The 24,948-nt window shown below is 60.1% G+C and carries 21 protein-coding genes; 12 read left to right on the top strand and 9 right to left on the bottom strand.

From position 1 onward, the window contains the following. Positions 1–307: 307 nt before the first annotated feature. From purM to AACX99_RS20780, 3 genes are read left to right on the top strand one after another with little or no spacing between them, the layout of a single operon-like run. Positions 308–1,366 (top strand): phosphoribosylformylglycinamidine cyclo-ligase, encoded by a 1,059-nt coding sequence (gene purM, locus AACX99_RS20790; protein WP_339414325.1) that lies wholly within the window; start codon positions 308–310, stop codon positions 1,364–1,366. An 11-nt stretch (positions 1,367–1,377) separates the two neighbouring features. Further along, on the top strand, positions 1,378–2,028 hold the full coding sequence (purN, locus tag AACX99_RS20785; RefSeq protein WP_339414324.1) for a phosphoribosylglycinamide formyltransferase: 651 nt from the start codon (positions 1,378–1,380) through the stop codon (positions 2,026–2,028). An 8-nt stretch (positions 2,029–2,036) separates the two neighbouring features. Then, a complete protein-coding gene (locus AACX99_RS20780) occupies positions 2,037–2,753 on the top strand; it encodes a DUF3108 domain-containing protein (protein ID WP_339414323.1) in 717 nt (238 codons plus the stop codon). 77 nt (positions 2,754–2,830) lie between these two features. Here AACX99_RS20780 and AACX99_RS20775 read toward each other — a convergent pair whose 3' ends face one another. The 5 genes from AACX99_RS20775 to cysM form a co-directional block, all read right to left on the bottom strand. Beyond that, complete coding sequence (locus AACX99_RS20775; protein ID WP_339414322.1) at positions 2,831–3,370, bottom strand: DUF2058 domain-containing protein; 540 nt, start codon at positions 3,368–3,370, stop codon at positions 2,831–2,833. A 69-nt stretch (positions 3,371–3,439) separates the two neighbouring features. Then, positions 3,440–4,270, bottom strand: a complete 831-nt coding sequence (gene mazG / locus AACX99_RS20770; RefSeq protein ID WP_339414321.1) for a nucleoside triphosphate pyrophosphohydrolase — start codon at positions 4,268–4,270, stop codon at positions 3,440–3,442. A 171-nt stretch (positions 4,271–4,441) separates the two neighbouring features. Continuing rightward, positions 4,442–6,685: a GTP diphosphokinase gene (relA, locus tag AACX99_RS20765; RefSeq protein ID WP_339414320.1), complete on the bottom strand. Its 2,244-nt coding sequence runs from the start codon at positions 6,683–6,685 to the stop codon at positions 4,442–4,444. A gap of 169 nt (positions 6,686–6,854) precedes the next feature. Further along, the gene (rlmD, locus tag AACX99_RS20760; protein WP_339414319.1) at positions 6,855–8,207 is read right to left on the bottom strand and encodes a 23S rRNA (uracil(1939)-C(5))-methyltransferase RlmD; all 1,353 of its coding nucleotides are present in this window, start codon (positions 8,205–8,207) and stop codon (positions 6,855–6,857) included. Next, positions 8,207–9,118 (bottom strand): cysteine synthase CysM, encoded by a 912-nt coding sequence (gene cysM, locus AACX99_RS20755; protein ID WP_339414318.1) that lies wholly within the window; start codon positions 9,116–9,118, stop codon positions 8,207–8,209. The genes rlmD and cysM overlap by 1 nt, the downstream gene beginning before the upstream one ends. Before the next feature lie 202 nt (positions 9,119–9,320). Between cysM and AACX99_RS20750 the strand changes: the two genes are divergently transcribed. From AACX99_RS20750 to AACX99_RS20735, 4 genes are all read left to right on the top strand, one after another. Continuing rightward, positions 9,321–9,779 (top strand): DUF3592 domain-containing protein, encoded by a 459-nt coding sequence (locus tag AACX99_RS20750; protein WP_339414317.1) that lies wholly within the window; start codon positions 9,321–9,323, stop codon positions 9,777–9,779. A 124-nt stretch (positions 9,780–9,903) separates the two neighbouring features. Further along, the gene (locus AACX99_RS20745) at positions 9,904–12,654 is read left to right on the top strand and encodes an ATP-binding protein (protein WP_339414316.1); all 2,751 of its coding nucleotides are present in this window, start codon (positions 9,904–9,906) and stop codon (positions 12,652–12,654) included. 63 nt (positions 12,655–12,717) lie between these two features. Further along, positions 12,718–13,158 (top strand): hypothetical protein, encoded by a 441-nt coding sequence (locus AACX99_RS20740; RefSeq protein WP_160087615.1) that lies wholly within the window; start codon positions 12,718–12,720, stop codon positions 13,156–13,158. Then, a complete protein-coding gene (locus tag AACX99_RS20735; RefSeq protein ID WP_339414315.1) occupies positions 13,155–13,559 on the top strand; it encodes an META domain-containing protein in 405 nt (134 codons plus the stop codon). The genes AACX99_RS20740 and AACX99_RS20735 overlap by 4 nt, the downstream gene beginning before the upstream one ends. A gap of 76 nt (positions 13,560–13,635) precedes the next feature. Here AACX99_RS20735 and AACX99_RS20730 read toward each other — a convergent pair whose 3' ends face one another. From AACX99_RS20730 to AACX99_RS20715, 4 genes are all read right to left on the bottom strand, one after another. Further along, the gene (locus AACX99_RS20730) at positions 13,636–14,406 is read right to left on the bottom strand and encodes an amino acid ABC transporter ATP-binding protein (RefSeq protein ID WP_339414314.1); all 771 of its coding nucleotides are present in this window, start codon (positions 14,404–14,406) and stop codon (positions 13,636–13,638) included. 10 nt (positions 14,407–14,416) lie between these two features. After that, the gene (locus AACX99_RS20725; RefSeq protein ID WP_339414313.1) at positions 14,417–15,514 is read right to left on the bottom strand and encodes an amino acid ABC transporter permease; all 1,098 of its coding nucleotides are present in this window, start codon (positions 15,512–15,514) and stop codon (positions 14,417–14,419) included. 9 nt (positions 15,515–15,523) lie between these two features. Further along, positions 15,524–16,708, bottom strand: coding sequence for an amino acid ABC transporter permease (locus AACX99_RS20720; RefSeq protein ID WP_339414312.1), 1,185 nt, complete (start codon positions 16,706–16,708; stop codon positions 15,524–15,526). Positions 16,709–16,809: 101 nt separating this feature from the next. Continuing rightward, positions 16,810–17,838 carry an amino acid ABC transporter substrate-binding protein gene (locus AACX99_RS20715; protein ID WP_305593782.1) on the bottom strand — a complete coding sequence of 343 codons (1,029 nt, stop codon included), beginning with the start codon at positions 17,836–17,838 and terminating at the stop codon, positions 16,810–16,812. Positions 17,839–18,317: 479 nt separating this feature from the next. On the opposite strand from AACX99_RS20715, the gene AACX99_RS20710 reads away from it, so the two are divergent. The 5 genes from AACX99_RS20710 to rhlB all read left to right on the top strand — a co-directional run bounded on the left by AACX99_RS20710 (position 18,318) and on the right by rhlB (position 24,902). Continuing rightward, on the top strand, positions 18,318–18,977 hold the full coding sequence (locus AACX99_RS20710; RefSeq protein WP_339414311.1) for an alpha/beta hydrolase: 660 nt from the start codon (positions 18,318–18,320) through the stop codon (positions 18,975–18,977). Between the two features lie 22 nt (positions 18,978–18,999). Continuing rightward, entirely contained in the window at positions 19,000–20,901 is a 1,902-nt protein-coding gene (locus tag AACX99_RS20705) for an acyl-CoA synthetase (protein ID WP_339414310.1), read from the top strand. A 194-nt stretch (positions 20,902–21,095) separates the two neighbouring features. After that, positions 21,096–22,034: a GGDEF domain-containing protein gene (locus AACX99_RS20700; protein ID WP_339414309.1), complete on the top strand. Its 939-nt coding sequence runs from the start codon at positions 21,096–21,098 to the stop codon at positions 22,032–22,034. Between the two features lie 157 nt (positions 22,035–22,191). Beyond that, on the top strand, positions 22,192–23,355 hold the full coding sequence (locus tag AACX99_RS20695; RefSeq protein WP_339414308.1) for a dipeptidase: 1,164 nt from the start codon (positions 22,192–22,194) through the stop codon (positions 23,353–23,355). Positions 23,356–23,459: 104 nt separating this feature from the next. Further along, positions 23,460–24,902 (top strand): ATP-dependent RNA helicase RhlB, encoded by a 1,443-nt coding sequence (gene rhlB, locus AACX99_RS20690; RefSeq protein ID WP_339414307.1) that lies wholly within the window; start codon positions 23,460–23,462, stop codon positions 24,900–24,902. Positions 24,903–24,948: the final 46 nt, after the last annotated feature.

Here is a 24,948-nt window from a genome sequence, read left to right as displayed (position 1 = left end):
TGGATTCTCGACGGACGGAAACGGCGCACGGGCCAGGTTTAACAACAGTTGCGGCCAAGCCACGCCACATAAGGCAGGCCGCGGCGGCTCAAGCGTGCGAGTTTAGGTGCTGCTAAGGTGCATGCCAAAGCCCTTTTCAGCCCAAGACTGCCAACGACAGCCAGATTCCGAGCTTAAACAGCCATCCCAACAGCCGCAACCTTAGCGGGTGGCCGCTGCCGGGTAAGCCTGATAAAATCGCGCGCCTTCGCAGACCGCCGCCACAAGCGCCGGTGCCAATCCGAATTTCCCCTAAAGGCCTGGATCTATGAGCAAGCAACCCTCCATCAGCTACAAGGACGCAGGTGTAGATATCGACGCGGGTGAAGCCCTGGTCGAACGCATCAAAGGCGTGGCCAAGCGCACCGCGCGTCCGGAAGTCATGGGTGGGCTGGGCGGCTTCGGCGCGCTGTGCGAGATCCCTGCTGGCTACAAGCAACCGGTGTTGGTCTCCGGCACCGATGGCGTGGGCACCAAGCTGCGCCTGGCGCTGAACCTGAACAAACACGACAGCATCGGCCAGGATCTGGTCGCCATGTGCGTTAACGACCTGGTGGTCTGTGGTGCCGAGCCGCTGTTCTTCCTCGACTACTACGCCACCGGCAAGCTCAATGTCGACGTGGCTGCCACCGTGGTCACCGGCATCGGCGCCGGCTGCGAACTCGCGGGTTGCTCCCTGGTTGGCGGTGAGACTGCTGAAATGCCAGGTATGTACGAAGGTGAAGACTACGACCTGGCCGGTTTCTGCGTTGGCGTAGTGGAAAAAGCCGAGATCATCGACGGTTCCAAGGTCGCTGCTGGCGACGCCTTGATCGCCCTGCCGTCCTCCGGACCGCACTCCAACGGCTACTCGCTGATCCGCAAGATCATCGAAGTCTCCGGCACCGAGATTGAAGCCACCCAGGTTGACGGCAAGCCGCTGACCGACCTGCTGATGGCACCAACCCGTATCTACGTCAAACCGCTGCTCAAGCTGATCAAGGACACTGGCGCAGTCAAGGCCATGGCCCACATCACCGGCGGCGGCCTGCTCGACAATATCCCGCGCGTGCTGCCAAAAGGCGCGCAGGCCGTAGTCGACGTGGCTAGCTGGACTCGTCCAGCTGTCTTTGACTGGCTGCAAGAACAAGGTAACGTCGATGAGCACGAGATGCACCGCGTACTCAACTGCGGCGTCGGCATGGTCATCTGCGTGGCTCAGGATCAGGTCGAAATCACTCTGCAAACCCTGAGCGCCGCTGGCGAACAGCCATGGGTGATCGGCCAGATCGGTGAAGCGGCGGAAGGTGCCGCCCAGGTCGTACTGAATAACCTGAAACAGCACTAATGCCGGCACCGATGCCAACAGACTGCAATGTAGTGGTGCTGATCTCCGGCTCCGGCAGCAACCTGCAGGCGCTGATCGACAGCATCGCCCATGACGGCAATCCGGCACGCATCGCCGCGGTAATTTCCAACCGCGCCGATGCCTATGGTCTTCTGCGCGCACAACAGGCTGGTATCGCCACCGCCGTACTCGACCACAAGCAATTCGACGGCCGTGAAGCCTTTGATGCCGCGCTGGTCGAGACCATCGATGCGTTTGATCCGCAGCTTGTGGTGCTCGCTGGTTTTATGCGCATCCTCACGCCGGGCTTTGTTCGTCACTACGCTGGCCGCCTGTTGAATATCCACCCCTCGCTGCTGCCGAAATACAAAGGCCTGCACACCCACCAACGGGCGCTGGACGCCGGTGACAGCGAGCATGGCTGCAGCGTGCACTTTGTCAGCGAGGAACTCGATGGCGGACCACTGGTCGTACAGGCAGTGGTACCGGTACAGTCGGATGACTCGCCGACCAGCCTGGCGCAGCGCGTGCACGAGCAGGAACATGTTATTTACCCGCTGGCCGTACGCTGGTTTGCCGAAGGCCGTTTGCAGCTGACAACGCACGGGGCCATGTTGGACGAGCAACTGTTACCAAGTACTGGACACCTTATTCGAACTTAGGAGACACCATGGGTCGCGCCTTACTGTTCGCACTAACGCTTCTGAGCCTGCCGGCATTGGCTGTCGAGCTGAAACCCTTCTCTGCCAGCTACACCGCCGACTGGAAGCAACTGCCCGTCAGCGGTAGCGCCGAACGCAGCCTTGAAGCCCTGGATAACGGCCTATGGCAGCTGAATTTCGAAGCCTCCATGCTGGTTGCTAGCCTGACCGAACAAAGCACCCTACGCGTCGATAATGAAGCATTTCTACCGCAGACCTACCTGTACGAACGCAGCGGGCTGGGCAAAGGTAAGAAGATTGAGCATGACTTTGACTGGGATGCCAAACAGGTAATCGGCAGCGACCGCGACACTCCAGTGCGCCTACCGCTGAACCGCGGCCTGCTGGACAAGTCGACTTACCAGTTGGCCCTGCAGTACGACGTGGCCGCCGGCACTAAGACCATGAGCTACCAGGTGGTCGATGGTGATGAAGTGGAAACTTACGATTTCCGCGTGCTCGGCGAAGAAGCCGTGCGTACCAAGGCCGGTCTGATTGATGCAATCAAGGTCGAGCGCGTGCGCGATCCGACACAAAGCAGCCGCAAGACCATCCTCTGGTTCGCCAAGGATTGGGAGTTCCTGCTGGTGCGCCTGCATCAGGTCGAAAAAGACGGCAAGGAATACCAGATCATGCTCAAGGAAGGCACAGTCGATGGCAAGACTGTCGCAGGCCGTCAGGACTAAGGCGATTGCCACAAAAAAGCCGAGCTACTAGCTCGGCTTTTTTGTGGCGCTGATTTCTCCACGCTCGGCCTAGGCCATTACCACATCAAGTCATCCGGCACTTGATAGGCCGCATACGGGTCATCGGCATCCGGCACTCCAGTCGGGGTATTGAGCAACACCACACGCCGGGCGTCACGCTCCTGAATCTTCAGCGCGGCTTCACGCGGGATCACTTCGTAGCCGCCGCCGTGGCGCACAATCGCCAGCGAACCACTGCTGAGCTTGTTGCGCATCAGGGTGTTGACCGAGAAGCGCTTGACCTTCTTGTCGTCGACGAAGTTGTAATAATCCTCGGTGGTCAACTTGGGCAAGCGCGACACCTCGATCAGCTGCTTGATCTGCGCGGCACGGGCCTTCTGCTCAATTTTTTCCTGCTGCTGACGGTTCAGCTCTTGGTCGCGGGCGGCCTTCTCGGCTTGGGCCTGCTGAGCGGCGAGCTTTTGCGACTCGTCCTTCTCGATATGACCTTTCTGCTCCAGACGCTGCTGCCTCTGTTTTTCCTTGCCGGCCTGCTTGGCCTGCTTTTCGTTGACCAGCCCGGCTTTAAGCAACTGATCGCGTAGTGAGAGAGCCATAACCTACCTTTCCAACCATCAATTTAAAGCGGGCGTACCCACCACCAACAGGCAGACCGCCCTGCACATTCAACAACTCGGGGTCTGCTTCTCCAGCTTCTTGGCTTCGCCCCAGAGCGCGTCCAATTCTTCTAGGGGGCAATCTTCCATGTTGCGCCCCGCTTCGCGCAATGCCTGCTCGATAAAACGAAAACGGCGCTCGAACTTGGCATTGGCCGCGCGCAGGGCAGTTTCCGGGTCGACCTTGAGATGTCGCGCCAGGTTGCTAACCACAAACAGCAAATCGCCAATTTCATCGCTAATCGCCTCGGGGTCGTTTTCGCTCATGGCTTCGAGCACTTCATCCAGCTCTTCACGCACCTTGTCCACCACCGGCAGCGCCTCGGGCCAATCGAAGCCGACCTGGGCCGCGCGCTTCTGCAGTTTGATTGCACGGCTTAGCGACGGCAGCGCTGCGGGCACGTCGTCGAGCAGTGAGAGCTGCTCAGGAAGTGCGGCCTTTTCGGCGCGCTCTTCGGCTTTGATTTCTTCCCAGCGCTGTTTAACAGCGGCCTCTTCTAGCTTGGCCACATCCACTGCGCCATACAGATCACCATCGGGGAACACATGAGGATGACGGCGAACCAGCTTGGTGGTGATGCCATCGATCACCTGGGCAAACCCGAAGCGCCCTTCTTCACGCGCCAGCTGGCTGTAATACACCACCTGAAACAGCAGATCGCCCAGCTCACCGGGTAGATGATCGAAATCGCCGCGTTCGATGGCATCGGCCACCTCGTAGGCTTCCTCGATGGTATGCGGCACGATGGTCGCGTAGCTCTGCTTAAGGTCCCACGGGCAGCCATGCTGAGGGTCGCGCAGGCGAGCCATCAGGTGCAGCAGGTCGTCGAGTTGGTACATAGGACTCCTTCGTAAACGTCTCCCCCGGATTTCATCCGGGCTACGGCCTGAGCATCGCCAGCGAAGCTCAGACAAGGCGAAGGGGACGTGAAAAAGCGGAGTTGGCTTTTGCCAATGAGCATTTTTTCACTTCCCCTTCAACGCAGTATCACGCGCGCAGCCCGCAGCAGCTCAGGAAACCCGATGGCGACGCGCCTCAATAATGTTGGGCAACTGGGAAATGCGCCCAAGCAGTCGGCCCAGTGCATCCAAACCGGGAATCTCCACAGTGATCGATATAGACGCCGTGTTGTCGTCCTTGTTCGAGCGGGTATTCACCGCCAGCATGTTGAGCTTCTCGTTGAGCAGCACCTGGGTCACATCGCGCAATAGACCGGAACGGTCATAGGCCCGAATGATGACATCCACCGGGTAGGTCTGTACCGGTACCGGCCCCCAACTGACCTGAATGATCCGCTCTGGCTCACGCCCAGTTAATTGCAGCACCGAGGCGCAGTCCTGACGGTGAATGCTGACGCCTCGACCTTGAGTGATGTAACCCACAATCGGATCACCCGGCAGCGGCTGGCAGCAACCGGCCATTTGCGTCAACAGGTTGCCCACGCCCTGAATCTGGATATCGCCGCGCTTGCCCGGCTTGAAGCCCAGCGCTTTACGCGGGATTAACTCAAGCTGCTCGTTGGCCCTATCCGGTTCGACCAGCTGCTGCGCCAGATTGACCAGCTGCGCCAGGCGCAAATCGCCAGCGCCCAACGAAGCAAACATGTCCTCGCTGGTTTTCATGTTGGCCTTCTCGGCCAGCTTTTCGAAGTCCACATGAGGCAGCGCCAGGCGCTGAAACTCACGTTCAAGCTGGGTTTTACCCGCGGCAACGTTTTGATCGCGGTCCTGCAATTTGAACCAGTGAACGATCTTAGCCCGCGCCCGCGAAGTAGTGACGTAGCCCAGGTTGGAATTCAACCAGTCACGGCTCGGAGTGCCGTGCTTACTGGTGATGATCTCCACCTGCTCGCCGGTCTGCAGGCTGTAAGTGAGCGGGACAATACGCCCGTTGATCTTGGCGCCACGGCAGTTGTGGCCGATCTCGGTGTGCACACGATAGGCAAAATCCAGCGGTGTCGCGCCCTTGGGCAGATCGATGGCGTGGCCGTCCGGGGTGAACACATAAACCCGGTCCGGCTCGATGTCCACGCGCAGCTGCTCGGCCAGGCCGCCGATATCGCCCAATTCTTCGTGCCATTCGAGTACCTGACGCAGCCAGGAAATTTTCTCTTCGTAATGGTTGGAGCTGGCTTTGACGTCAGTACCCTTGTAGCGCCAGTGCGCGCACACGCCTAGCTCAGCCTCCTCGTGCATTGACTGGGTACGAATCTGCACCTCCAGCACCTTGCCTTCCGGGCCAAGTACCGCGGTATGCAGCGAGCGGTAGCCGTTTTCCTTAGGGTTGGCGATGTAATCGTCAAACTCCTTGGGAATGTGCCGCCACAAGGTGTGCACGATACCGAGGGCGGTGTAGCAATCACGCACCTGCGGCACCAGCACGCGCACCGCGCGCACGTCATAGATCTGGCTGAACTGCAGGCCCTTGCGCTGCATTTTGCGCCAGATCGAATAGATGTGCTTGGCCCGACCGCTGATATCAGCCTTGATCCCGGTGGCCTCCAGCTCCTCGCGCAGCTGGCCCATCACTTCATTGATGTAGTGTTCGCGGTCGAGACGACGCTCATGCAGCAGCTTGGCAATTTGCTTGTACTGTTCGGGTTCCAAGTAGCGAAAGGACAGATCTTCCAGTTCCCACTTGATATGGCCGATGCCCAAACGGTGGGCCAACGGAGCGTAGATGTCGAACACCTCGCGCGCCACGCGCTGACGCTTCTCGTCATCGGCTTCCTTCACCGCACGGATCGCGCAAGTGCGCTCGGCCAGTTTGATCAGCGCCACACGTACGTCATCGACCATGGCCACGAGCATTTTGCGCAGGTTCTCCACCTGTGCTTGGGAGCCAAGCACCAGGGAATCGCGCGGGTTCAGCGAAGCGCTGATCGCCGCCATACGCAGCACACCTTCCACCAGCTTGGCCACCACCGGGCCGAAGCGCTGATGCACCAGCGCCAACGGCACCTTGCCTTCGCGCACGCAGCGGTAGATCACGGCGGCGACCAGGGAGTCCTGATCGAGCTTGAGGTCGGCGAGAATTTCGGCGATTTCCAGACCGGAGCGGAAGCTCGACGCGCCCTCGGTCCATAGATTCTTCGCGGCATTGGCTTGCTGCTCGGCCTCGCGGGCGAACTCGCAAGCCTCGCGCAGGGCTTCGCGATCCAGCGCTGGATCAACACTCAGTACATGCTCGAGCCAGGCCTCGAGGTTGATGCTGCCGTCATCGTTGATCGGCTGATGCGCTCTAACCTGAACCATCTTGCTTACCTTCCCTACGGTGCGCGGTATACACACCGAACAGTCGCCACCTTCTATGAGGTGGTCGGTTTAACCACTTAAGGCGCACTCCCTGTGCGCCCCTGCAGCGCGGAGATAGGGCCGCGCCGGATAAAACCAAGCACCTGCCCTTCTACCCCAACGCTTCTATCTACTGCCTGACAAACAGCGCCATCGCTTCAACGTGCGCGGTTTGCGGAAACATATCGAGGATACCGGCACGTTCCAACCGGTAGCCTTGCACCTGTAACTCGACGCTGTCGCGGGCCAGGGTCGTCGGGTTGCACGACACATACAGCACCCGTTTGACGCCCAGCGCCGTCATTTGCTTGACCACCTGAAACGCGCCATCACGCGGCGGGTCCAACAACACCGCGGCGAAACCGCCCTGAGCCCAGCTCGCATCGACCAGCGGGTTGGACAGGTCGGCCTGGAAAAAGTGCGCATTGCCCAGACCATTGCTCACGGCATTCTCAGCGGCGCGCGCGACCATGGTCTGCACGCCCTCAACCGCCACCAGTTCGCGCACTCGCTGGGCCAGCGGCAGAGCAAAATTGCCCAGGCCGCAGAACAGATCCAGCACCCGCTCATCGGCCTGCGGCGCCAGCCAGTCCAGCGCCTGCGCGACCATGGCGTCATTCACTGGCTGGTTGACCTGGACAAAATCACCGGGCCGATAAGCCAGGTTGAGATCAAACGTATCCAGGCGGTAACTCAGCTGCTGCGCTGGCTCAAACGGTTGCGGCTCGGCCGTGCCGTGCAACCACAACTGCGCGTTCTGCGCCGTGCAGAATGCCTGTAAACGGGCCAGGTCCGCCTCACTCAATGCAGCGGTATGCCTTATCAGCACAGCACTTGAGCTGCCGCTGAACAACTCGACATGACCAATGGCCTGAGGTTTATCCAGCTCGCGTAACACCTGTGGTAACGCGCGCAGGATCGGTTGCAAGGCTTGTACCAGCACCGGGCAATCGTTGATGGCGATGATGTCCTGGCTGGCCGCTGCGCGAAAGCCAACATCCAGGTGCTTTGCTTTGTTGTCCCAGCGCACGGCAATGCGCGCGCGGCGACGGTAGCCCAGCTCCGGGCCGACCAGCGGTGCGGCCCATTCCTGCGGTTCAAGATTGGCCAGGCGGCTGAGCTGCTCGGCGAGCATGCGCTGTTTCAGGGCAAGCTGATCGACATGGGGCATATGTTGCAGGCTGCAGCCGCCACAGACCTTGGCATGCGCGCAAGCCTCGGCGCGCCGCTCGGCGCTGGCGGCGAGAATCCGCTCGACCCGCGCCTCGACCACCTTGCCGTGCGCCCCAAGCACCCGCGCCTCAATCTGCTCGCCGGCCAGTGCGCCGCTGACAAACCAGGTACGCCCCTCGCTGAAAGCGATGCCGCGGCCATCGTTGGCCAGACGCTCGATGGTGAGCTTCTGCTTCTTGCCCACCGGCACCTGGGGTGCACGGGAACCACCGCTGGGTTGAAAGCGCAGACCGCCGTCTTTCTTGGCCATCAGTTGCTCTGGCCATCAGTGCTCGGGGCGTCGTAAACGCCGCTGGACAGGTAACGGTCTCCACGGTCGCAGATGATCGCCACCATCACCGCGTTCTCGACTTCCTGGGACAGGCGCAGCATCGCTGCAACCGAACCTCCAGAGGACACCCCGCAAAAGATGCCTTCTTCACGGGCCAGGCGGCGCATTACGTCTTCGGCTTCCTGCTGGCCCATATCAATGATGCGATCAACCCGCTCGGCCTGATAAATCTTCGGCAGGTACTCCTGCGGCCAACGGCGAATGCCAGGAATCGCCGCGCCTTCCATCGGCTGCAGACCGACGATCTGCACCTCAGGCTTCTGCTCTTTGAGGAAACGCGACACGCCCATGATGGTCCCGGTGGTGCCCATCGAGCTGATGAAATGGGTGATCTGCCCGCCCGTCTGCCGCCAGATTTCCGGAGCGGTGCTGGTGTAGTGAGCAATCGGGTTGTCGCCGTTGGCGAATTGATCGAGCACCTTGCCCTTGCCATCGGCTTGCATCTGCAACGCCAGATCACGCGCCTCTTCCATACCGCCAACCAGAATCAGCTGCGCACCGTAGGCAGTCATCGCCGCCTTGCGCTCAGCCGTGGAGTTGTCGGGCATGATCAGCACCATGCGATAACCCTTGATCGCCGCAGCCATGGCCAGGGCGATGCCGGTGTTGCCACTGGTGGCTTCGATCAACACATCACCAGGCTGGATGTCACCGCGCTGCTCGGCGCGGGTGATCATCGACAACGCAGGGCGGTCCTTAACCGAACCGGCCGGATTATTGCCTTCCAGTTTCAGCAGCAAGGTGTTGCTGGTCTTACCCGGCAGGCGCTGCAAACGCACCAGCGGGGTGTTGCCGATGCAATCGGCGATGGTTGGGTAATGCGGGCTCATGGCGAACGAGATGATCCAAAAGCAAAGAAGGTCGCCATGATAACGGCAAACCGACGGCAGCCATAACTGCCATGCTGGACCCGTACTACAGGACCACAGCTGGAAAAACGCGAAGGTCTCGGCAATGCCATGCAGGTATGCGGAAGTTCAACGTAGCTGGCGGTTACCATAACTGCCAAACAACGTGCAGGACTCCTCCGGTATGGTCCGTAAATCCATTCGTCTCTGGGCTTGGTTGCTGATTCTAAGCGGCCTGTATCTGGGCCATAGCGGCTTCAACGAAGTCAGCAGCACCCTAGGCTCCTGGCTATTCGAGGAAAGCGTCGGGGGCAAGGTAATCGGTCATTCCAGCAGCCGGGTAGGTAACAGCCTGAGGAGAAAAACCCTGATCGCGCCCGTCGTGCAGTTCACCACCAAACAGGGCCAGACCCTGACCTTCACCGACCGGGTTCAGCATACCGGCGGCGGTCACAACGTCGGCGAACGGGTAAAGGTGCACTATGACCCCGATCACCCCGAGCAGGCAGCCATTGCCACCTCAACACTGTGGACTGGTACGGCCGGGATCCTCGGCATCCTGTTCGCTGTCGTGCTTAACATAGTTGGGTTGCTTATATTGCTGGCGGCAAAACTGCCCTGGCAGCTCGATAAATCGAGCTGATTCGAGCCAGCGCACGCCCCAAAGCACTGATACAACGCCGCACTGGGCACCTCGACCACTTGGCTAAAGCTTCTGCCTGGCCGAGCCGCTACACTGCGCCAACGTCAACACAGGAGGCAACAAGGTGTTAAAGGATTTAGGCATCAAAGGCCGTGTGCTCATGCTCACCCTGTTGCCCACCAGCCTGTTGGCACTGGTGCTGGGCGGTTATTTCACCTGGGTACAATTGTCCGGTTTACAGGGGCAATTGCTGCAGCGTGGCCAGATGATCATCGAGCAGCTCGCGCCGCTGGCCGCCCCCGCCCTGTATACCGGTGATGGCGAGGTGTTGCAGCGCATTGCCAGTCAGGCACTCGAACAGCCGGATGTGCGCGCCGTGAGCTTTCTCGCCGCCGAGCGCGACACCTTGGCGCACGCGGGACCGAGCATGCTCAACCCGTCGCCAGTAGCAGGCGAGCCACAGCCCGCGCAGAACAGCAACCAGAACGCCACACGCTTTCTGTTGCCGGTGTATCAGCAGCACCTGAGCCTGACCGGCAAGGCTACTGACGAGCCAGACACGCGGCTGCTCGGCTGGATCGAACTGGAGCTGTCGCACCACAGCACCTTACTCAGCGGTTACCGCAGCCTGCTGACCAGCCTGCTGCTGATCGCCACCGGGCTGATGGTCACCGCCCTACTCGCCGTGCGCATGAGCCGCACGATCAACGACCCGCTACGACAGATCAAACATGGTGTCGCCCAGCTCAAAGACGGACACCTGGAAACCCGCCTGCCACCACTCGGCAGCCATGAGCTGGATGAACTGGCCTCGGGCATCAACCGCATGGCCGAATCCCTGCAGAACGCTCAGGAAGAACTGCAACACAGCGTTGACCAGGCCACCGAAGACGTACGGCAGAACCTGGAAACCATCGAAATCCAGAACATCGAGCTGGATCTGGCGCGCAAGGAGGCCCTAGAGGCCAGCCGGATCAAATCCGAATTCCTCGCCAATATGAGCCATGAAATCCGTACTCCGCTCAACGGCATTCTCGGCTTCACCAACCTGCTGCAGAAAAGCGAACTGACCCCGCGCCAGCAGGATTACCTGGGCACCATCGAAAAATCCGCCGATAGCCTACTGGCGATCATCAATGAGATTCTCGATTTCTCGAAGATCGAAGCCGGCAAACTGGTCCTGGAAAATATTCCGTTCAACCTGCGCGATCTGCTGCAGGACACCCTAACCATCCTCGCCCCCGCCGCCCACGCCAAACAGTTGGAATTACTCAGCCTGGTCTACCGCGACACGCCGCTGTCACTGATCGGCGACCCGCTACGGCTTAAGCAGGTGCTGACTAACCTCGTGAGCAACGCGATCAAGTTCACCCGTGCTGGCTCCATCGTGATTCGCGCCATGCTCGAGGACGAAAGCGTCGACCGCGCACAGCTGCGCATTAGTGTGCAGGACACCGGCATTGGCCTGTCCGATGAAGACCTGCGCGAGTTGTTCCAGGCCTTCAGTCAGGCCGACAATTCGCTCAGCCGCCAGGCCGGGGGCACCGGCCTGGGCCTGGTGATTTCCAAGCGCCTGATTGAGCAGATGGGTGGCGAAATCGGCGTCGACAGCACGCCCGAAGAAGGCTCGGAGTTCTGGATTACCCTGAGCCTGCCCAAAGCCCGCGATGATGCCGAGGACCTGCCGCGCCCACCGCTGCTCGGCCGTCGTGCAGCCGCCCTGGAATATCACGACCTGGCCCGCCAGGCGCTGCAGCACCAGTTAGAAGACTGCGGCCTGCAGGTCAGCGGCTTTGACGATCTCGATAGCCTGCTCAGCGCCGTGGCCGAAGCGCGGCGCAGCGCCCAACCTTTTGAGCTGGCGGTGCTGGGCGTAAGCACCCAGACCCTGCCACCGGAACGCCTCGATCAGCGCATCTGGGAGCTCGAACGCCTGGACTGTAAAACTCTGCTGTTGTGCCCCACCACAGAACAGTCGCTCTACCACAGCCTGTTGCCGAATGCATACAGCCAGTTGCAGGCCAAGCCTGCCTGCACGCGCAAGCTGCAACGGGGCCTGGCTGAGTTGGTCAACCCTCGGCAAAATCGCCTGGAGAGTCCGCAAAGCGCCCCCAGCCGCCCGCCGCTGATTCTCTGCGTCGACGACAATCCGGCCAACCTGCTGCTGGTGCAAACCCTGTTGGGCGATATGGGCGCGCTGGTGACCATCGCCAACAGCGGCTATGAGGCCGTGGAAAAAGCCGCCGAGCAGAACTTCGATCTGATTTTTATGGACGTACAGATGCCCGGCATGGATGGCCGCCAGGCCACAGAGGCAATTCGCCAACAGGAAAATGGGCGCAACCAGGGTCCAGTGCCGATTGTTGCGCTGACTGCTCACGCCCTCGCCAACGAGAAACGCGCGCTGCTGCAAAGCGGCCTGGACGACTACCTGACCAAGCCGATCAGCGAGCGTCAGTTGGCCCAAGTGGTACTCAAATGGACCGGCCTAGCCCTACGTAACCAAAGTAGCGAACACAGCGGCATCAGCGCCACGCATAACAACCTCAGCGTGCTGGATGCCGACGAAGGCTTGCGTTTGGCTGCAGGCAAGGCCGACCTGGCCGCCGATATGCTGAGCATGCTGCTGGCCGGACTGCCCGGTGACCGCCAGGCCATTCGCCAGGCGCGGGACAGCGGCGAGCGTAACAGCCTGATCGAACGGGTTCACCGCCTGCACGGGGCTACCCGCTATTGCGGCGTGCCGCAGCTGCGCGCCGCCTGCCAGCGCAGCGAAACCCTGCTGAAGCAGAACGACCCCGCCGCCCAACAAGCCCTGGATGAGCTGGATGCCGCCATTGAACGATTGGCCCGCACGGTTGAAGGCAGCGCCTGAAGCGGTAGGCCGACGCAGTAAATGGCGGCTGCGTGTTAGCATTTGCGCCTATTTGGAGGCTCCATGGCTGAACACGACTTTCGTTACAACCTGCTTAACCCCGAGCACACCCTGATCGAATGCCGCGCACTGGCACCGGGCCGTTACCAGGTCACCGGCAATGGCGGCTCGATCCAGAGCGGCGACACCCTGCTGGTGACCCTCAAGGGCAGCCGTGAGCTGTCCATGCGCCTGCAGGCCGACAAGGTTCGCCACCTGATCAACCCGCGCGGCCAGTGGGTTGCTGTGGCCACCGGCCCGGCGTTCAAGGAACTGGCGATTTTCAATTGGCAGGCCAACTGCGACAGCTGCAACGCGCAGCTGGACTTCGAGTTCGCCGTCGACGCTGCACTCGGCAAAAAGGCCCAGGCGCCGGCCGCCGAAGCACGGATCAAGGAGTTGGGCTGGCAATCGAAAAACGCCAAGCACCTGTGCCCGAAATGTATCAACAAGGAGGCTATATGAAACGTGCACTGACTATCAGCCTGCTGGCGGCCGGCCTCGTGGGCTGCGCCACACCCGCACCGCAGCTGGAAACCGAGCACACCTATCAGGTGGAATGGATCGGTGAACGCCCGCTGGTTGATCGCAGCCATCTGACCATCACCCTCGGTGACGACGGCCGCGCCTATGGCAACGCCGGCTGTAACCACTGGTTTGCCGGTTACACCCTGGACGGCGAAAAACTCAGCTTCAGCGCCGCCGGTAGCACCCGCAAAATGTGCGCACCGGCGCTGATGGAACAGGAAGCGCGCTTTCTCGACAGCCTGGGCAAAGTCCAGCGCTGGGACTTCTCCACCACCGAACAGCTGCAGCTGTGGCCCACCGAAGGCAAGCCACTACGCCTGTGGCCTGAAGGTCAATGAGAGAACACCTAAGGGCGCAAACTCTGCGCAATAAAAAAGGGAGCCCGAAGGCTCCCTTTTTTATTGCGGCTGAAACTCAGTGAATGATCTGGCTGAGGAACAGCTTGGTGCGTTCGTTCTGCGGGTTGGTGAAGAAGGCGTCGGGCTCGTTCTGCTCAACGATCTCGCCCTTGTCCATAAAGATCACCCGGTTCGCCACAGTGCGGGCAAAGCCCATTTCGTGGGTTACGCAGAGCATGGTCATGCCGTCTTCAGCCAGGCCGATCATGGTATCAAGTACTTCCTTGACCATTTCCGGATCGAGGGCCGAGGTTGGCTCATCGAACAGCATGATCTTCGGCTTCATGCACAGCGCGCGGGCAATTGCCACACGCTGTTGCTGCCCCCCAGAAAGCTGACCTGGGTACTTACCCGCCTGCTCCGGAATGCGCACACGCTCGAGAAAGTGCATGGCAATCTCTTCCGCCTGCCGCTTGGGCATCTTGCGCACCCACATCGGCGCCAGAGTGCAGTTCTGCAGCACAGTCAGGTGCGGGAACAGGTTGAAGTGCTGAAACACCATGCCGACTTCACGACGTACCGCTTCGATGTGCTTGAGATCGTGGGTCAACTCGGTGCCATCGACCACGATGCGCCCCTGCTGGTGTTCTTCCAGACGGTTGAGGCAGCGGATGGTGGTCGATTTGCCCGAGCCGGACGGCCCGCACAGCACGATACGCTCACCGGCCTGCACATTCAGGTTAATGTCTTTGAGCACATGGAACTGACCGTACCACTTGTGCACGCCCTGCATCTGGATCATGCCTTCAGCGTTAGCAGGTGCTGGCTGTTTAATTGCTTCACTCATGGGTTAGCTCCTAACGCTTGTGGCCGGTGTCCAGCTTGCGCTCCAGATGTTGGGAGTAGCGGGACATACCAAAACAGAAAATCCAGAAAATCAGCGCGGCGAACACATAGCCTTCAGTGGCCATGCCCAGCCAAGCCGGATCGGTGGTGGCTTGCTTGATACTGTTGAGCAGGTCAAACAGGCCGATGATGATCACCAGGCTGGTGTCCTTGAACAGCGCAATAAAGGTGTTGACGATGCCAGGGATAACCAGCTTCAGGGCTTGCGGCAAAATCACCAGGCCCATCATCCGCCAGTAGCCCAGCCCCATAGCCGCAGCGGCCTCGTACTGGCCCTTGGGAATCGCCTGCAGACCACCACGCACCACTTCGGCGATATACGCCGACTGGAACAGGATCACCCCGATCAACGCACGCATCAGCTTGTCGAAGGACAGGCCTTCTGGCAGGAACAGCGGCAACATCACCGAGGACATAAACAGCACGGTGATCAACGGCACCCCGCGCCAGAACTCGATAAAGGTCACACAGATCACCCGGATCGCTGGCATGTCCGAACGTCGCCCCAGCGCCAGCAGAATGCCCAGCGGCAAGGCACCGGCAATACCGACTGCGGCGATCACCAGGGTCAGCATCAGGCCGCCCCACTGGCTGGTGGGCACGGTCGACAGACCGAAGAAACCACCGTGCAGCAGCCAATACGCCAGCACTGGGTAAACCACCAGGAAGCCCAGGCCATACATGGCCTTACGCGGCATCTGCGGCACGAACAGCGGCGCAGCACCGATGATCGCCAGCCACAGGGTCAGGTCAACGCGCCAGCGCAGCTCAGTCGGGTAGAAACCGTACATAAACTGGCCGAAACGCTGCTGCACAAACACCCAGCAAGCTCCGCCGCTGGTGCAGTCGGCACGGGTGGTACCGGTCCAGTCCGCATCGATCAAGGCCCACTGAATCAGCGGCGGCACCATCAGCCACACCAAATACGCAGCGAACAGCGTCAACAGGGTGTTGAACCAGCTGGAGAACAGGTTGGCGCGCAGCCAACCGACCACACCGACGCTGAGCGCGGGTGGCGGTAGATCAGGTTTGAAGGTATGAGTTTGCATGGCTGCTCCTTACCGCTCGATCAGCGCAATGCGCTTGTTGTACCAGTTCATCAGCATGGAAATGCTGATACTGATCGCCAGGTACACACTCATGGTGATGGCAATCACCTCGATCGCCTGCCCGGTCTGGTTGAGTACCGTACCGGCGAACAGCGAGACCATGTCCGGATAACCGATACCTGCGGCCAGCGAGGAGTTCTTCGCCAGGTTCAGGTATTGGCTGGTCAACGGCGGAATGATCACCCGCAGGGCCTGGGGAATGATCACTAGACGCAGCGTCTTACCAGCCGGCAGGCCCAAGGAACGCGCCGCTTCGGTCTGCCCATGGCTGACCGCCATGATCCCGGAACGCACGTTCTCGGCGATAAATGCCGCGGTATAGATAGTCAACGCCAGGGTCAACGCCATCAGTTCAGGGATTAGCACCCAGCCACCGCGGAAGTTGAAACCAGACAACTCGGGCACACTCCACTGCAGCGGATTACCGCCCAGCAGCACAGCCAGGCCAGGCAAGACCAACAACAGCGGCACAGCGCCGAGGGACACAGGGAAATATTTACCAGTGGCCTCAAAACGCGCCTTCGACCAACGCGCCAGCAGCACCACGCCGATGATCGCCACAATCACCGCACCGGCAAACAGACTGAAGTTGTCCCCCGGGCTCGGTGCCGGCATATACAGGCCACGGCTGTTGAGGAAGAACGTCTCGCCAACACCCATGCTCTGCCGCGGTCCTGGCAGGGAGAGCATGACGGCGAAATACCAGAAGAAGATTTGCAGCAGCGGCGGGATATTACGGAACGTCTCGATGTACACGGTGGCCAGCTTGCTGACCAACCAGTTCGGCGACAGACGCGCCACACCCAGCAGAAACCCCAACAGCGTAGCCAGGACGATGCCAATCACCGACACCAACAAGGTGTTGAGCAAACCCACCACGAAAACACGCCCATAGGAGTTGCTTTCGTCGTAGTCGATCAGGTGTTGGGCAATGCCGAAACCGGCGCTGTTATTGAGAAAGGAAAACCCGGAAGTGATCCCGCGCTTTTCCAGGTTGGTCTGGGTGTTATCAAACAGAAACCAGCCAAGCGCCACAACGGCGATAACGGCAAGAATTTGAAATAGCCAGGCACGCACCTTGGGGTCGGTCCAAACCGATCCACCAGGGCGCGGGACATTTGCAGTGGTTTGCATATAAGCCCTCTTGGAACCCTCATGCCCGCATAAGCGGGCATGAGGTTCACATCAATCAGAACAATGCCAGCCGTTCAGGACGAGCGGCTGGCAACGGACGGTCAGCGCACTGGCGGTGCGTACTGCAGACCACCTTTGTTCCATAGGGCGTTGAGGCCACGTTCGATCTTCAGCTCGCTGCCGGTACCGACGTTACGCTCGAAGCTTTCGCCGTAGTTACCCACTTGCTTGACGATCTGTACGGCCCAGTCTTTCGGCAGTTTCAGATCTTTACCGAACTCACCTTCAGCACCGAGCAGACGTGCTACGTCGGGGTTTTTGGTGGATTTGGCTTGCTCTTCGACGTTAGCCGAAGTCACACCCAGCTCTTCAGCGTTAACCATCGCATACAGCGACCAGCGCACGATGTCGAACCACTCTTCGTCACCCTGGCGTACGACCGGGCCCAGTGGCTCTTTCGAGATCACTTCCGGCAATACCACGTAGGATTCCGGATCGGCCAGCTTGATGCGCTGTGCGTACAGCTGCGATTGGTCGGAAGTCAGCACGTCGCAACGGCCGGCTTCAACCGATTTGGCGCTTTCGTCGGAGGTGTCGTAGGTGATCGGGGTGTACTTCAGGCTGTTGGCGCGGAAGTAGTCGGAGAGGTTCAGCTCGGTGGTGGTACCTGCCTGGATGCAGACAGTTGCGCCGTCGAGTTCTTTAGCGCTGGAAACGCCGAGCTTCTTGTTAACCAGGAAGCCTTGACCGTCGTAGTAGTTAACGCCGGCAAAGTTCAGACCCAGGCCCGAATCGCGCGAGCTGGTCCAGGTGGTGTTACGCGAGAGGATGTCGACTTCGCCAGACTGCAGCGCGGTGAAGCGCTCTTTGGCGGTCAGCGGGCTGTACTTGACCTTGGTAGCGTCACCGAATACTGCAGCAGCTACTGCGCGACATACGTCAACGTCGAGACCCAGGTAGTTACCCTTCTCATCGGCGTAGGAGAAGCCAGGCAGACCATCGCTGATACCGCACTGTACGAAACCTTTCTTCTGGATCGCGTCCAGAGTAGCGCCTGCTTGAGCAAAACTGCTGACACCGAGAACAGCGGCGGTGGTCAGTACTGCCAATGTGGATTTCACCATCTTCATTAAAACCTCCAGTTGCTTTTGTTGTGTTTGGAGTCTCGGTCCTACCACCGTACCCTTATGGGGCTCGTTGAGTGTATCGGCAGCAACACACTCAACCGGGGGATCAAACCTTAGCGCGAGTTTAGTTGCCGATTGCTCCAGCGGCCATAAACTCTCACCCGCCCATTATTTGAATGGGCTAGAGACAGATAGCAAGTGACTTGTCGCACAGCATGCAGCGCCTGGCGAACTTGTGAAACGCCGGCAAAGGCATTTCAGTCTGCTCCGTGCCCGGTTGGGTGGCAGTGTTACCACTACCAAGCAACGTCATCAGTCCCTAAGGTGTATAGCAAGGCCCGTACCAGCGCCACGCTTTGAGCACCATACGGACAGGTCAAGAGTAAAACTTGCACCCTGGCGACAACTTCTTTCTAGAATCGCCACCCCCTAAATTTTCCTGCGCACTAAATCAGCGCGCACGCACCACAGCGGAGCCTCAGATGAGCGAACCCTTGATTCTTCAGCCCACACTTGCCGCCGACGCGTGCGTCATTTGGTTGCACGGCCTGGGGGCCGATCGTTACGACTTTATGCCAGTGGCTGAGATGCTCCAGCAACGCCTGCACAGCACCCGCTTCGTTCTGCCACAAGCGCCGACCCAGACGGTGACCATCAATGGCGGCTACGCCATGCCCAGCTGGTACGACATCTTGGCCATGAGCCCGGCCCGGGCGATCAACCGTGAGCAGCTGGAAGCCTCGGCGCAGCAGGTGATTGCGCTGATCGAAGCGCAACGTGACAGCGGTCTTGATCCGTCGCGCATCGTTCTAGCCGGTTTTTCCCAAGGCGGTGCAGTCGTATTGCACACCGCGTTCCTGCGATGGCAGTTCGCGCTCGGCGGAGTCATCGCTCTGTCGACCTATGCGCCGACCTTCAGCGACGAGATTCAGCTGACAGATACAAAAAAACAACTGCCGGTCCTGTGTTTGCATGGCACATTCGACGACATCGTACTGCCGGCCATGGGCCGCGCAGCCCATGACTACCTGAGTGCCTCTGGCGTCAGCGTGCAATGGCGTGACTACCCGATGGGCCACGAAGTGGTGAATGAGGAAATCCGCGACATCGCCGACTGGCTGGAGCAACGGTTCACCAGTTGACTGCCTGCGAGCGAAAACATCTATGCCTGCCATCCCTGCGATCAAGTCCCTGCGCGATATCCAGCTGATCGAGCAAACCCCACTGGCCGAGCGCGACCTACCGGCCAGTACCTATGAGCTGATCCGCCGCAGCGTAGCGCGGCAAGCGGATGCCCCGGCGCTGTCGTTTATCCTTCAGGGCACGGCTGATGAGGCGGCTTACCGCCTCAGCTATGGGCAACTGCTGAGCAAGATCACCCAGACCGCCAACGCCTTCCACCGCCTGGGCCTGCGCCCCGGCAAGGCGGTATCGTTTCTGTTGCCCAACCTGCCGCACACCCATTTCACCATCTGGGGCGGCGAAGCGGCCGGGATCGTCAATGCGATAAATCCGCTGCTCGACCCGGAACATATCGCCGAGCTGATCCAGGCCTCGGACTCCGAGCTGCTGGTGACCCTCGCGCCCTTCCCCGGCACCGACCTGTGGGCCAAGGTCGAAGGCCTGCGCGAGCAACTGCCAGCGCTGAAGGCGATTATCTGTGTGGACATGGCCAACCTGCTGCCGGAGCCACAGCGCAGCGTCATCAAGACGCAGCGCGGACCATTGCCGGACGGCGTGCTGGATTTCGATGACCTGATCGCAACCTGCCCGGACGACCACCTGGAAAGCGGCCGCGTCATCGCACCGGACGACATCGCCAGCTACTTCCATACTGGCGGCACCACCGGCACGCCAAAACTCGCGCCACACAGCCACGGCAACGAAGTGGCCATGGCTTACAGCATGAACATGGTGACGGGCTTTGCGCCGGGCGATGTCACCCTCTGCGGCCTGCCGCTGTTTCACGTCAACGGGGTGATCGTCACCGGCCTCACCGCCTTTATCGGCGGCGCCGAAGTGCTGCTGGCCACCCCGCAGGGTTATCGCAACCCCAACCTGATCGGCAATTTCTGGAAAATCATCGAACGCCACAAGGTCAGTTTTTTTAGCGGCGTACCGACCATCTACGCCGGCCTGCTGCAGGTGCCGAGCGAAGGCCATGACCTCAGCTCGCTGAAATACGCCCTGTGCGGCGCCGCACCGATGCCGGTGGAGCTGATCCGCCAGTTCGAAAGCAAAACCGGGCTGACCCTGATCGAAGGTTACGGCCTGACCGAAGGCACCTGCGGCAGCTGTGCCAACCCACCGGCAGGTGAGCGCCGCCCCGGCTCCATCGGCCTACCGATGCCCTATTGCGAGGTGAGCATCAAGGTGCTCGACGAACAAGGCAACTACCTGAGAGAGGCCAATCGCAATGAAATCGGTAACCTGTGCATCCGTGGCGCCACGGTGTTCAAGGGTTACCTGCAAACCAGCAAGAATGCCGGCATCTGGGTCGACTGCGACTGGTTCAACACCGGTGACCTGGGCCGTGTGGATGCCGATGGCTATATCTGGCTGACCGGACGCAGCAAGGACCTGATCATCCGTGGTGGCCACAATATCGACCCGCAGATGATCGAAGAGGCGCTGCATAAGCACCCCGCCGTGGCCATGGCCGCCGCTGTCGGCAAGCCCGACGAAAAAGCTGGCGAACTGCCGGTGGTGTACGTGCAACTCAAGCCTGGCGCTGAGGTTAGCGAAGCCGAACTGCTGACACATGCCGCCGAACACATCTCCGAGCGCGCGGCGATCCCCAAGGACGCCTGGATCATCGACGCCATTCCGCTGACCGCCGTGGGTAAAACCTTCAAACCGGCACTGCGCTTCGATGCCATTGCGCGCGTCTATCAGGCCGCGCTGGCGGAGCTGGATTCGCGTCTGCGCGTTGACGTACTCAGCGATGACAAGCGCGGCCAGGTCGCCCACATCTACCTGCCCATTGACCAGGCAGCGCTGGCTGAAGCGGTGAGCGAACGTCTGGCTGGTTTTGCCGTAGCGATAGAACTGCACTCAGCAGGGTAAGCAAGTGCTGGCGCAAGGATCGCGCCAGATTTGTGACCAATCATTCAACTTCAATACCACTGGTCGCCCATGCGTCCGACAACGGTTGTCAGGCCACAGGCAGCGGAATATGTTCAGGCATGGTATTCGCCCTTAATGCAGGGAGCGTTAGCGATGACCAACATTTCCAACCCACAGTCACACCTGCCGATCCCATGAAAAATGCCAAATGGCAGGCTGACCTGCAGCAACTTCGCAACCTGCGACTGTTCAATAACGTCGCCGCCAGCAGCATCAGCCAGCTGCTTAAGGAATTCCGCGCCTGCGATCTGGAAGCCGGCGAAGTTCTGCTCTCGCCCTTCAACCGCAACCAGTACCTCTATCTGCTGCTCAAGGGTCAACTCAAGGTCTACCTCGGCTCGCTCGACAGTCAGGCCGTCAGCACCCTGAACGTCGGCGACTGCGCCGGCGAAATCAGCTTTATCGACAATGAACACCCCTCCGCCTATGTAGTGGCAAGCGAGCCCTGCTGCGTGCTGCGCCTGCACCGCGAATCGCTGTTCAATCTGTTCCAGCAATCGCCAGAACTGATGCAGAACATGCTTGAGCTGCTTTGCGACCGCGTACGCAAAGGCAACCGGATTATTCTCGACAGCGAACAAACCGCCAATATCGACGCCCTTACCGGCGCCTATAACCGCCGCTGGCTGGAACATATCTTCGAGCGCGAAAGCACCCGCAGCGCCTTTAATGGCAAGCCACTGTGCATGCTGATGCTCGATGTAGACCACTTCAAAGCCTACAACGACCAGCACGGCCACCTCGCAGGCGACTATGCCCTGTGCCTGGTGGCGCACACCCTGCGCAACCAGCTACGTCCCAAAGACAGCCTGACCCGCTACGGAGGCGAAGAATTCGTCATCCTGCTGCCGGAAATCGGTGTCGATGAAGCCCGCGGCATCGGCGAGCGGCTGCGCCTGGCGCTGCGCAATGTCAGCTCGTTCCACTCACCGATTGGCGTGCTTCCAGGGGTGACCGTATCCATTGGCCTGGCGCAAATGCAACCCAAGGACAGCCTGCAAGGCGTGATCGCCCGCGCCGACAGCGCGCTGTATCAGGCTAAGCAGCAAGGCCGCGACTGCCTCTGCGGCTAATCCTCACGATCTGCTACGCGTCGGCCCTGCTGCGTTAAAAACAGACATCGTATACAAACGTTAAAAGCACCCGTACTGCAGTCCACTCAATCACATTTCTTACTCACTCTTGCTAGAGTGCTGCGCATAACAACAACGCCCGGATGGCACCTTATATATGCGCAAAATTCTAATCACTGTGTCGATAATCCTGTTGATCGCTGCGGGCAGTGTGTTTGCACTGCCCTCCTTGCTTGACCGCAAGATGAACAGCGTCGAATCCCCCGCGCCCTATCCCGCCAGCGAGCCAGCCCAACAGCTGCATCAACAGCTATTTATCGCCGACCTGCATGACGACGTACTGCTGTGGGAGCGTGACCTGCTGGGGCGCTATGACTTTGGCCACTCCGACCTGCCGCGCATGCTCGAGGGCCGCGTCGGCCTGCAGGTGTTCTCCACCGTGACCAAGACACCGCGCGGCATCAACTATGAAAGCAACAGCGGCGAGACTGACAACATCACCCTGCTGGCCATGGCCCAGCGCTGGCCCAAGGAAACCTGGGACAGCCTGCTGCAACGCGCGCTGTATCAGGCGCATAAACTCAATGAAGCCAGCGCCAACAGCGACGGCCGCCTGGTACTGATCAAGACGCGCAACGACCTCGCCAGCTTTATCAGCGCCTGGCAGAAAGACCCGCAGCGCGTAGCGGCGATTCTCGCCACCGAGGGCCTGCAACCGATCGAGGGCAAGCTGGACAACGTGGACGCACTCTATGACGCCGGCTTTCGCATCACCGGCCTCACCCACTTCTTCGATAATGAAATCGGCGGTTCGGCCCACGGCCTGGAAAAAGGCGGCCTGACGCCACTGGGCCGTCAGGTGATCAAGCGCCTGGAAGAAAAAGCCATGCTGATCGACCTCGCTCACGCCTCGCGCCCGCTGATCGATGATGTACTGGCCATCAGCACGCGCCCGGTACTGGTTTCCCACACAGGTGTCGAAGGTACCTGCAAAGGCCCGCGCAACCTAAGCGACAAGCACCTGAAAGCCATCGCCGCCACCGGCGGAGTCATCGGCATCGGTTACTGGGATGCGGCCGTCTGCGCCACCTCGGTCGAGGCCATAGTCCGGGCCATTCGCTATACCGCAGACAAAATAGGTACGCAGCACGTGGCGCTGGGTTCGGATTTCAACGGCACCATCCATGCACCGTTTGACGTAACGGGCTTGCCGCAACTGACGGAAGGCCTGCTCAAGGCGGGTTTCAGCCACGACGAAATTGCCGCGATCATGGGTGGCAATGTGCAGCGCCTGCTGCTTGCCAGCCTTCCCGAAAATTGAGTAAAAACCAGCCAATCGCCGCCATCCGGCGCGGCACTTCGCCGCGCCGGCTTCTTGCTTTACACTGGCGGCCGTTCACTCCTTAACCAATTGATGAGATGACCGTGCTCAAAGCACTCAAGAAAATATTCGGCAAAGCCGAGGGCGAGCAGCCCAGCCCAGCAACTCCGTCACCTGTAACGCCCCGCGCACCGCGCGTCCAGCCTGACGCCAACGCTGACAAATCCAGCCGCAGCGCCTCATCGCGCCCCACTGAAGCCGCTGAAAAACCGTTACAGAGCAAGGAAAAACCGGCGAAACCGCGCCGCGAACGCCCTGCCAAACCAGTCGACACCTGGAAACTGGAAGACTTCGTCGTAGCTCCGACTGAAGGTAAAACCCGTTTTCATGACTTCAAGCTCTCCCCCGAGCTGATGCATGCCATCCATGACTTGGGCTTCCCCTACTGCACGCCGATCCAGGCCCAGGTGCTGGGTTACACCCTCAGCGGTCGTGACGCCATCGGCCGCGCCCAGACTGGTACGGGCAAAACCGCCGCCTTCCTGATCTCGATCATCACCCAACTACTGCAAACCCCGCCGCCGAAAGAGCGCTATATGGGCGAGCCGCGCGCGCTGATCATTGCACCGACTCGCGAGCTGGTGGTGCAGATCGCCAAGGACGCAGCCGATCTGACTAAATACACCGGCCTCAATGTGATGAGCTTTGTCGGCGGTATGGACTTCGATAAACAGCTCAGACTGCTTGAGTCGCGCTTCTGCGACATTCTGGTAGCAACACCAGGGCGCTTGCTGGACTTCAATCAGCGTGGCGAAGTGCATCTGGACATGGTCGAAGTGATGGTGCTCGACGAAGCCGATCGCATGCTCGACATGGGCTTTATCCCCCAAGTCCGCCAGATCATCCGCCAGACCCCGATGAAGGGCGAACGCCAGACCCTGCTGTTTTCCGCGACCTTCACCGACGACGTGATGAACCTGGCCAAGCAATGGACCACCGACCCGGCAATCGTCGAGATCGAACCGGAAAACGTTGCCAGCGATACCGTCGAGCAGCACGTCTATGCCGTTGCCGGCAGCGACAAGTACAAGCTGCTGTACAACCTGATCAGCCAGAACGACTGGATTCGCGTGATGGTCTTCGCCAACCGCAAGGATGAAGTACGGCGCATTGAAGAACGCCTGACCCGCGACGGCATCAGCGCCGTACAGATGTCCGGCGATGTGCCGCAACACAAACGTATTCGCGCGCTGGAAGGCTTCCGCGAAGGCAAGATTCGCGTAATGGTCGCCACCGATGTGGCAGGTCGCGGCATCCACGTCGATGCCATCAGCCACGTGATCAATTTCACCCTACCGGAAACTCCGGACGACTACGTGCACCGCATCGGTCGTACCGGCCGTGCGGGCACCAGCGGCACCTCAATCAGTTTTGCTGGCGAGGACGACGCCTACGCCCTGCCGGCCATCGAAGCACTGCTGGGCCGCAAAATCGCCTGCGAGATGCCGCCTGACGAGCTGCTTAAGCCGGTACCGCGCAAGCACTAATCTGCGTGCAACTAAAAAAGGCGAAGCCCTGTGGCTTCGCCTTTTT

This window comes from Pseudomonas sp. EA_35y_Pfl2_R5 (assembly GCF_963970805.1).
In the GTDB taxonomy this organism is placed as follows: domain Bacteria; phylum Pseudomonadota; class Gammaproteobacteria; order Pseudomonadales; family Pseudomonadaceae; genus Aquipseudomonas.
The sequence above is the reverse complement of the archived record's forward strand: the minus strand, read 5'-3'. Positions and strand labels throughout refer to the sequence as shown.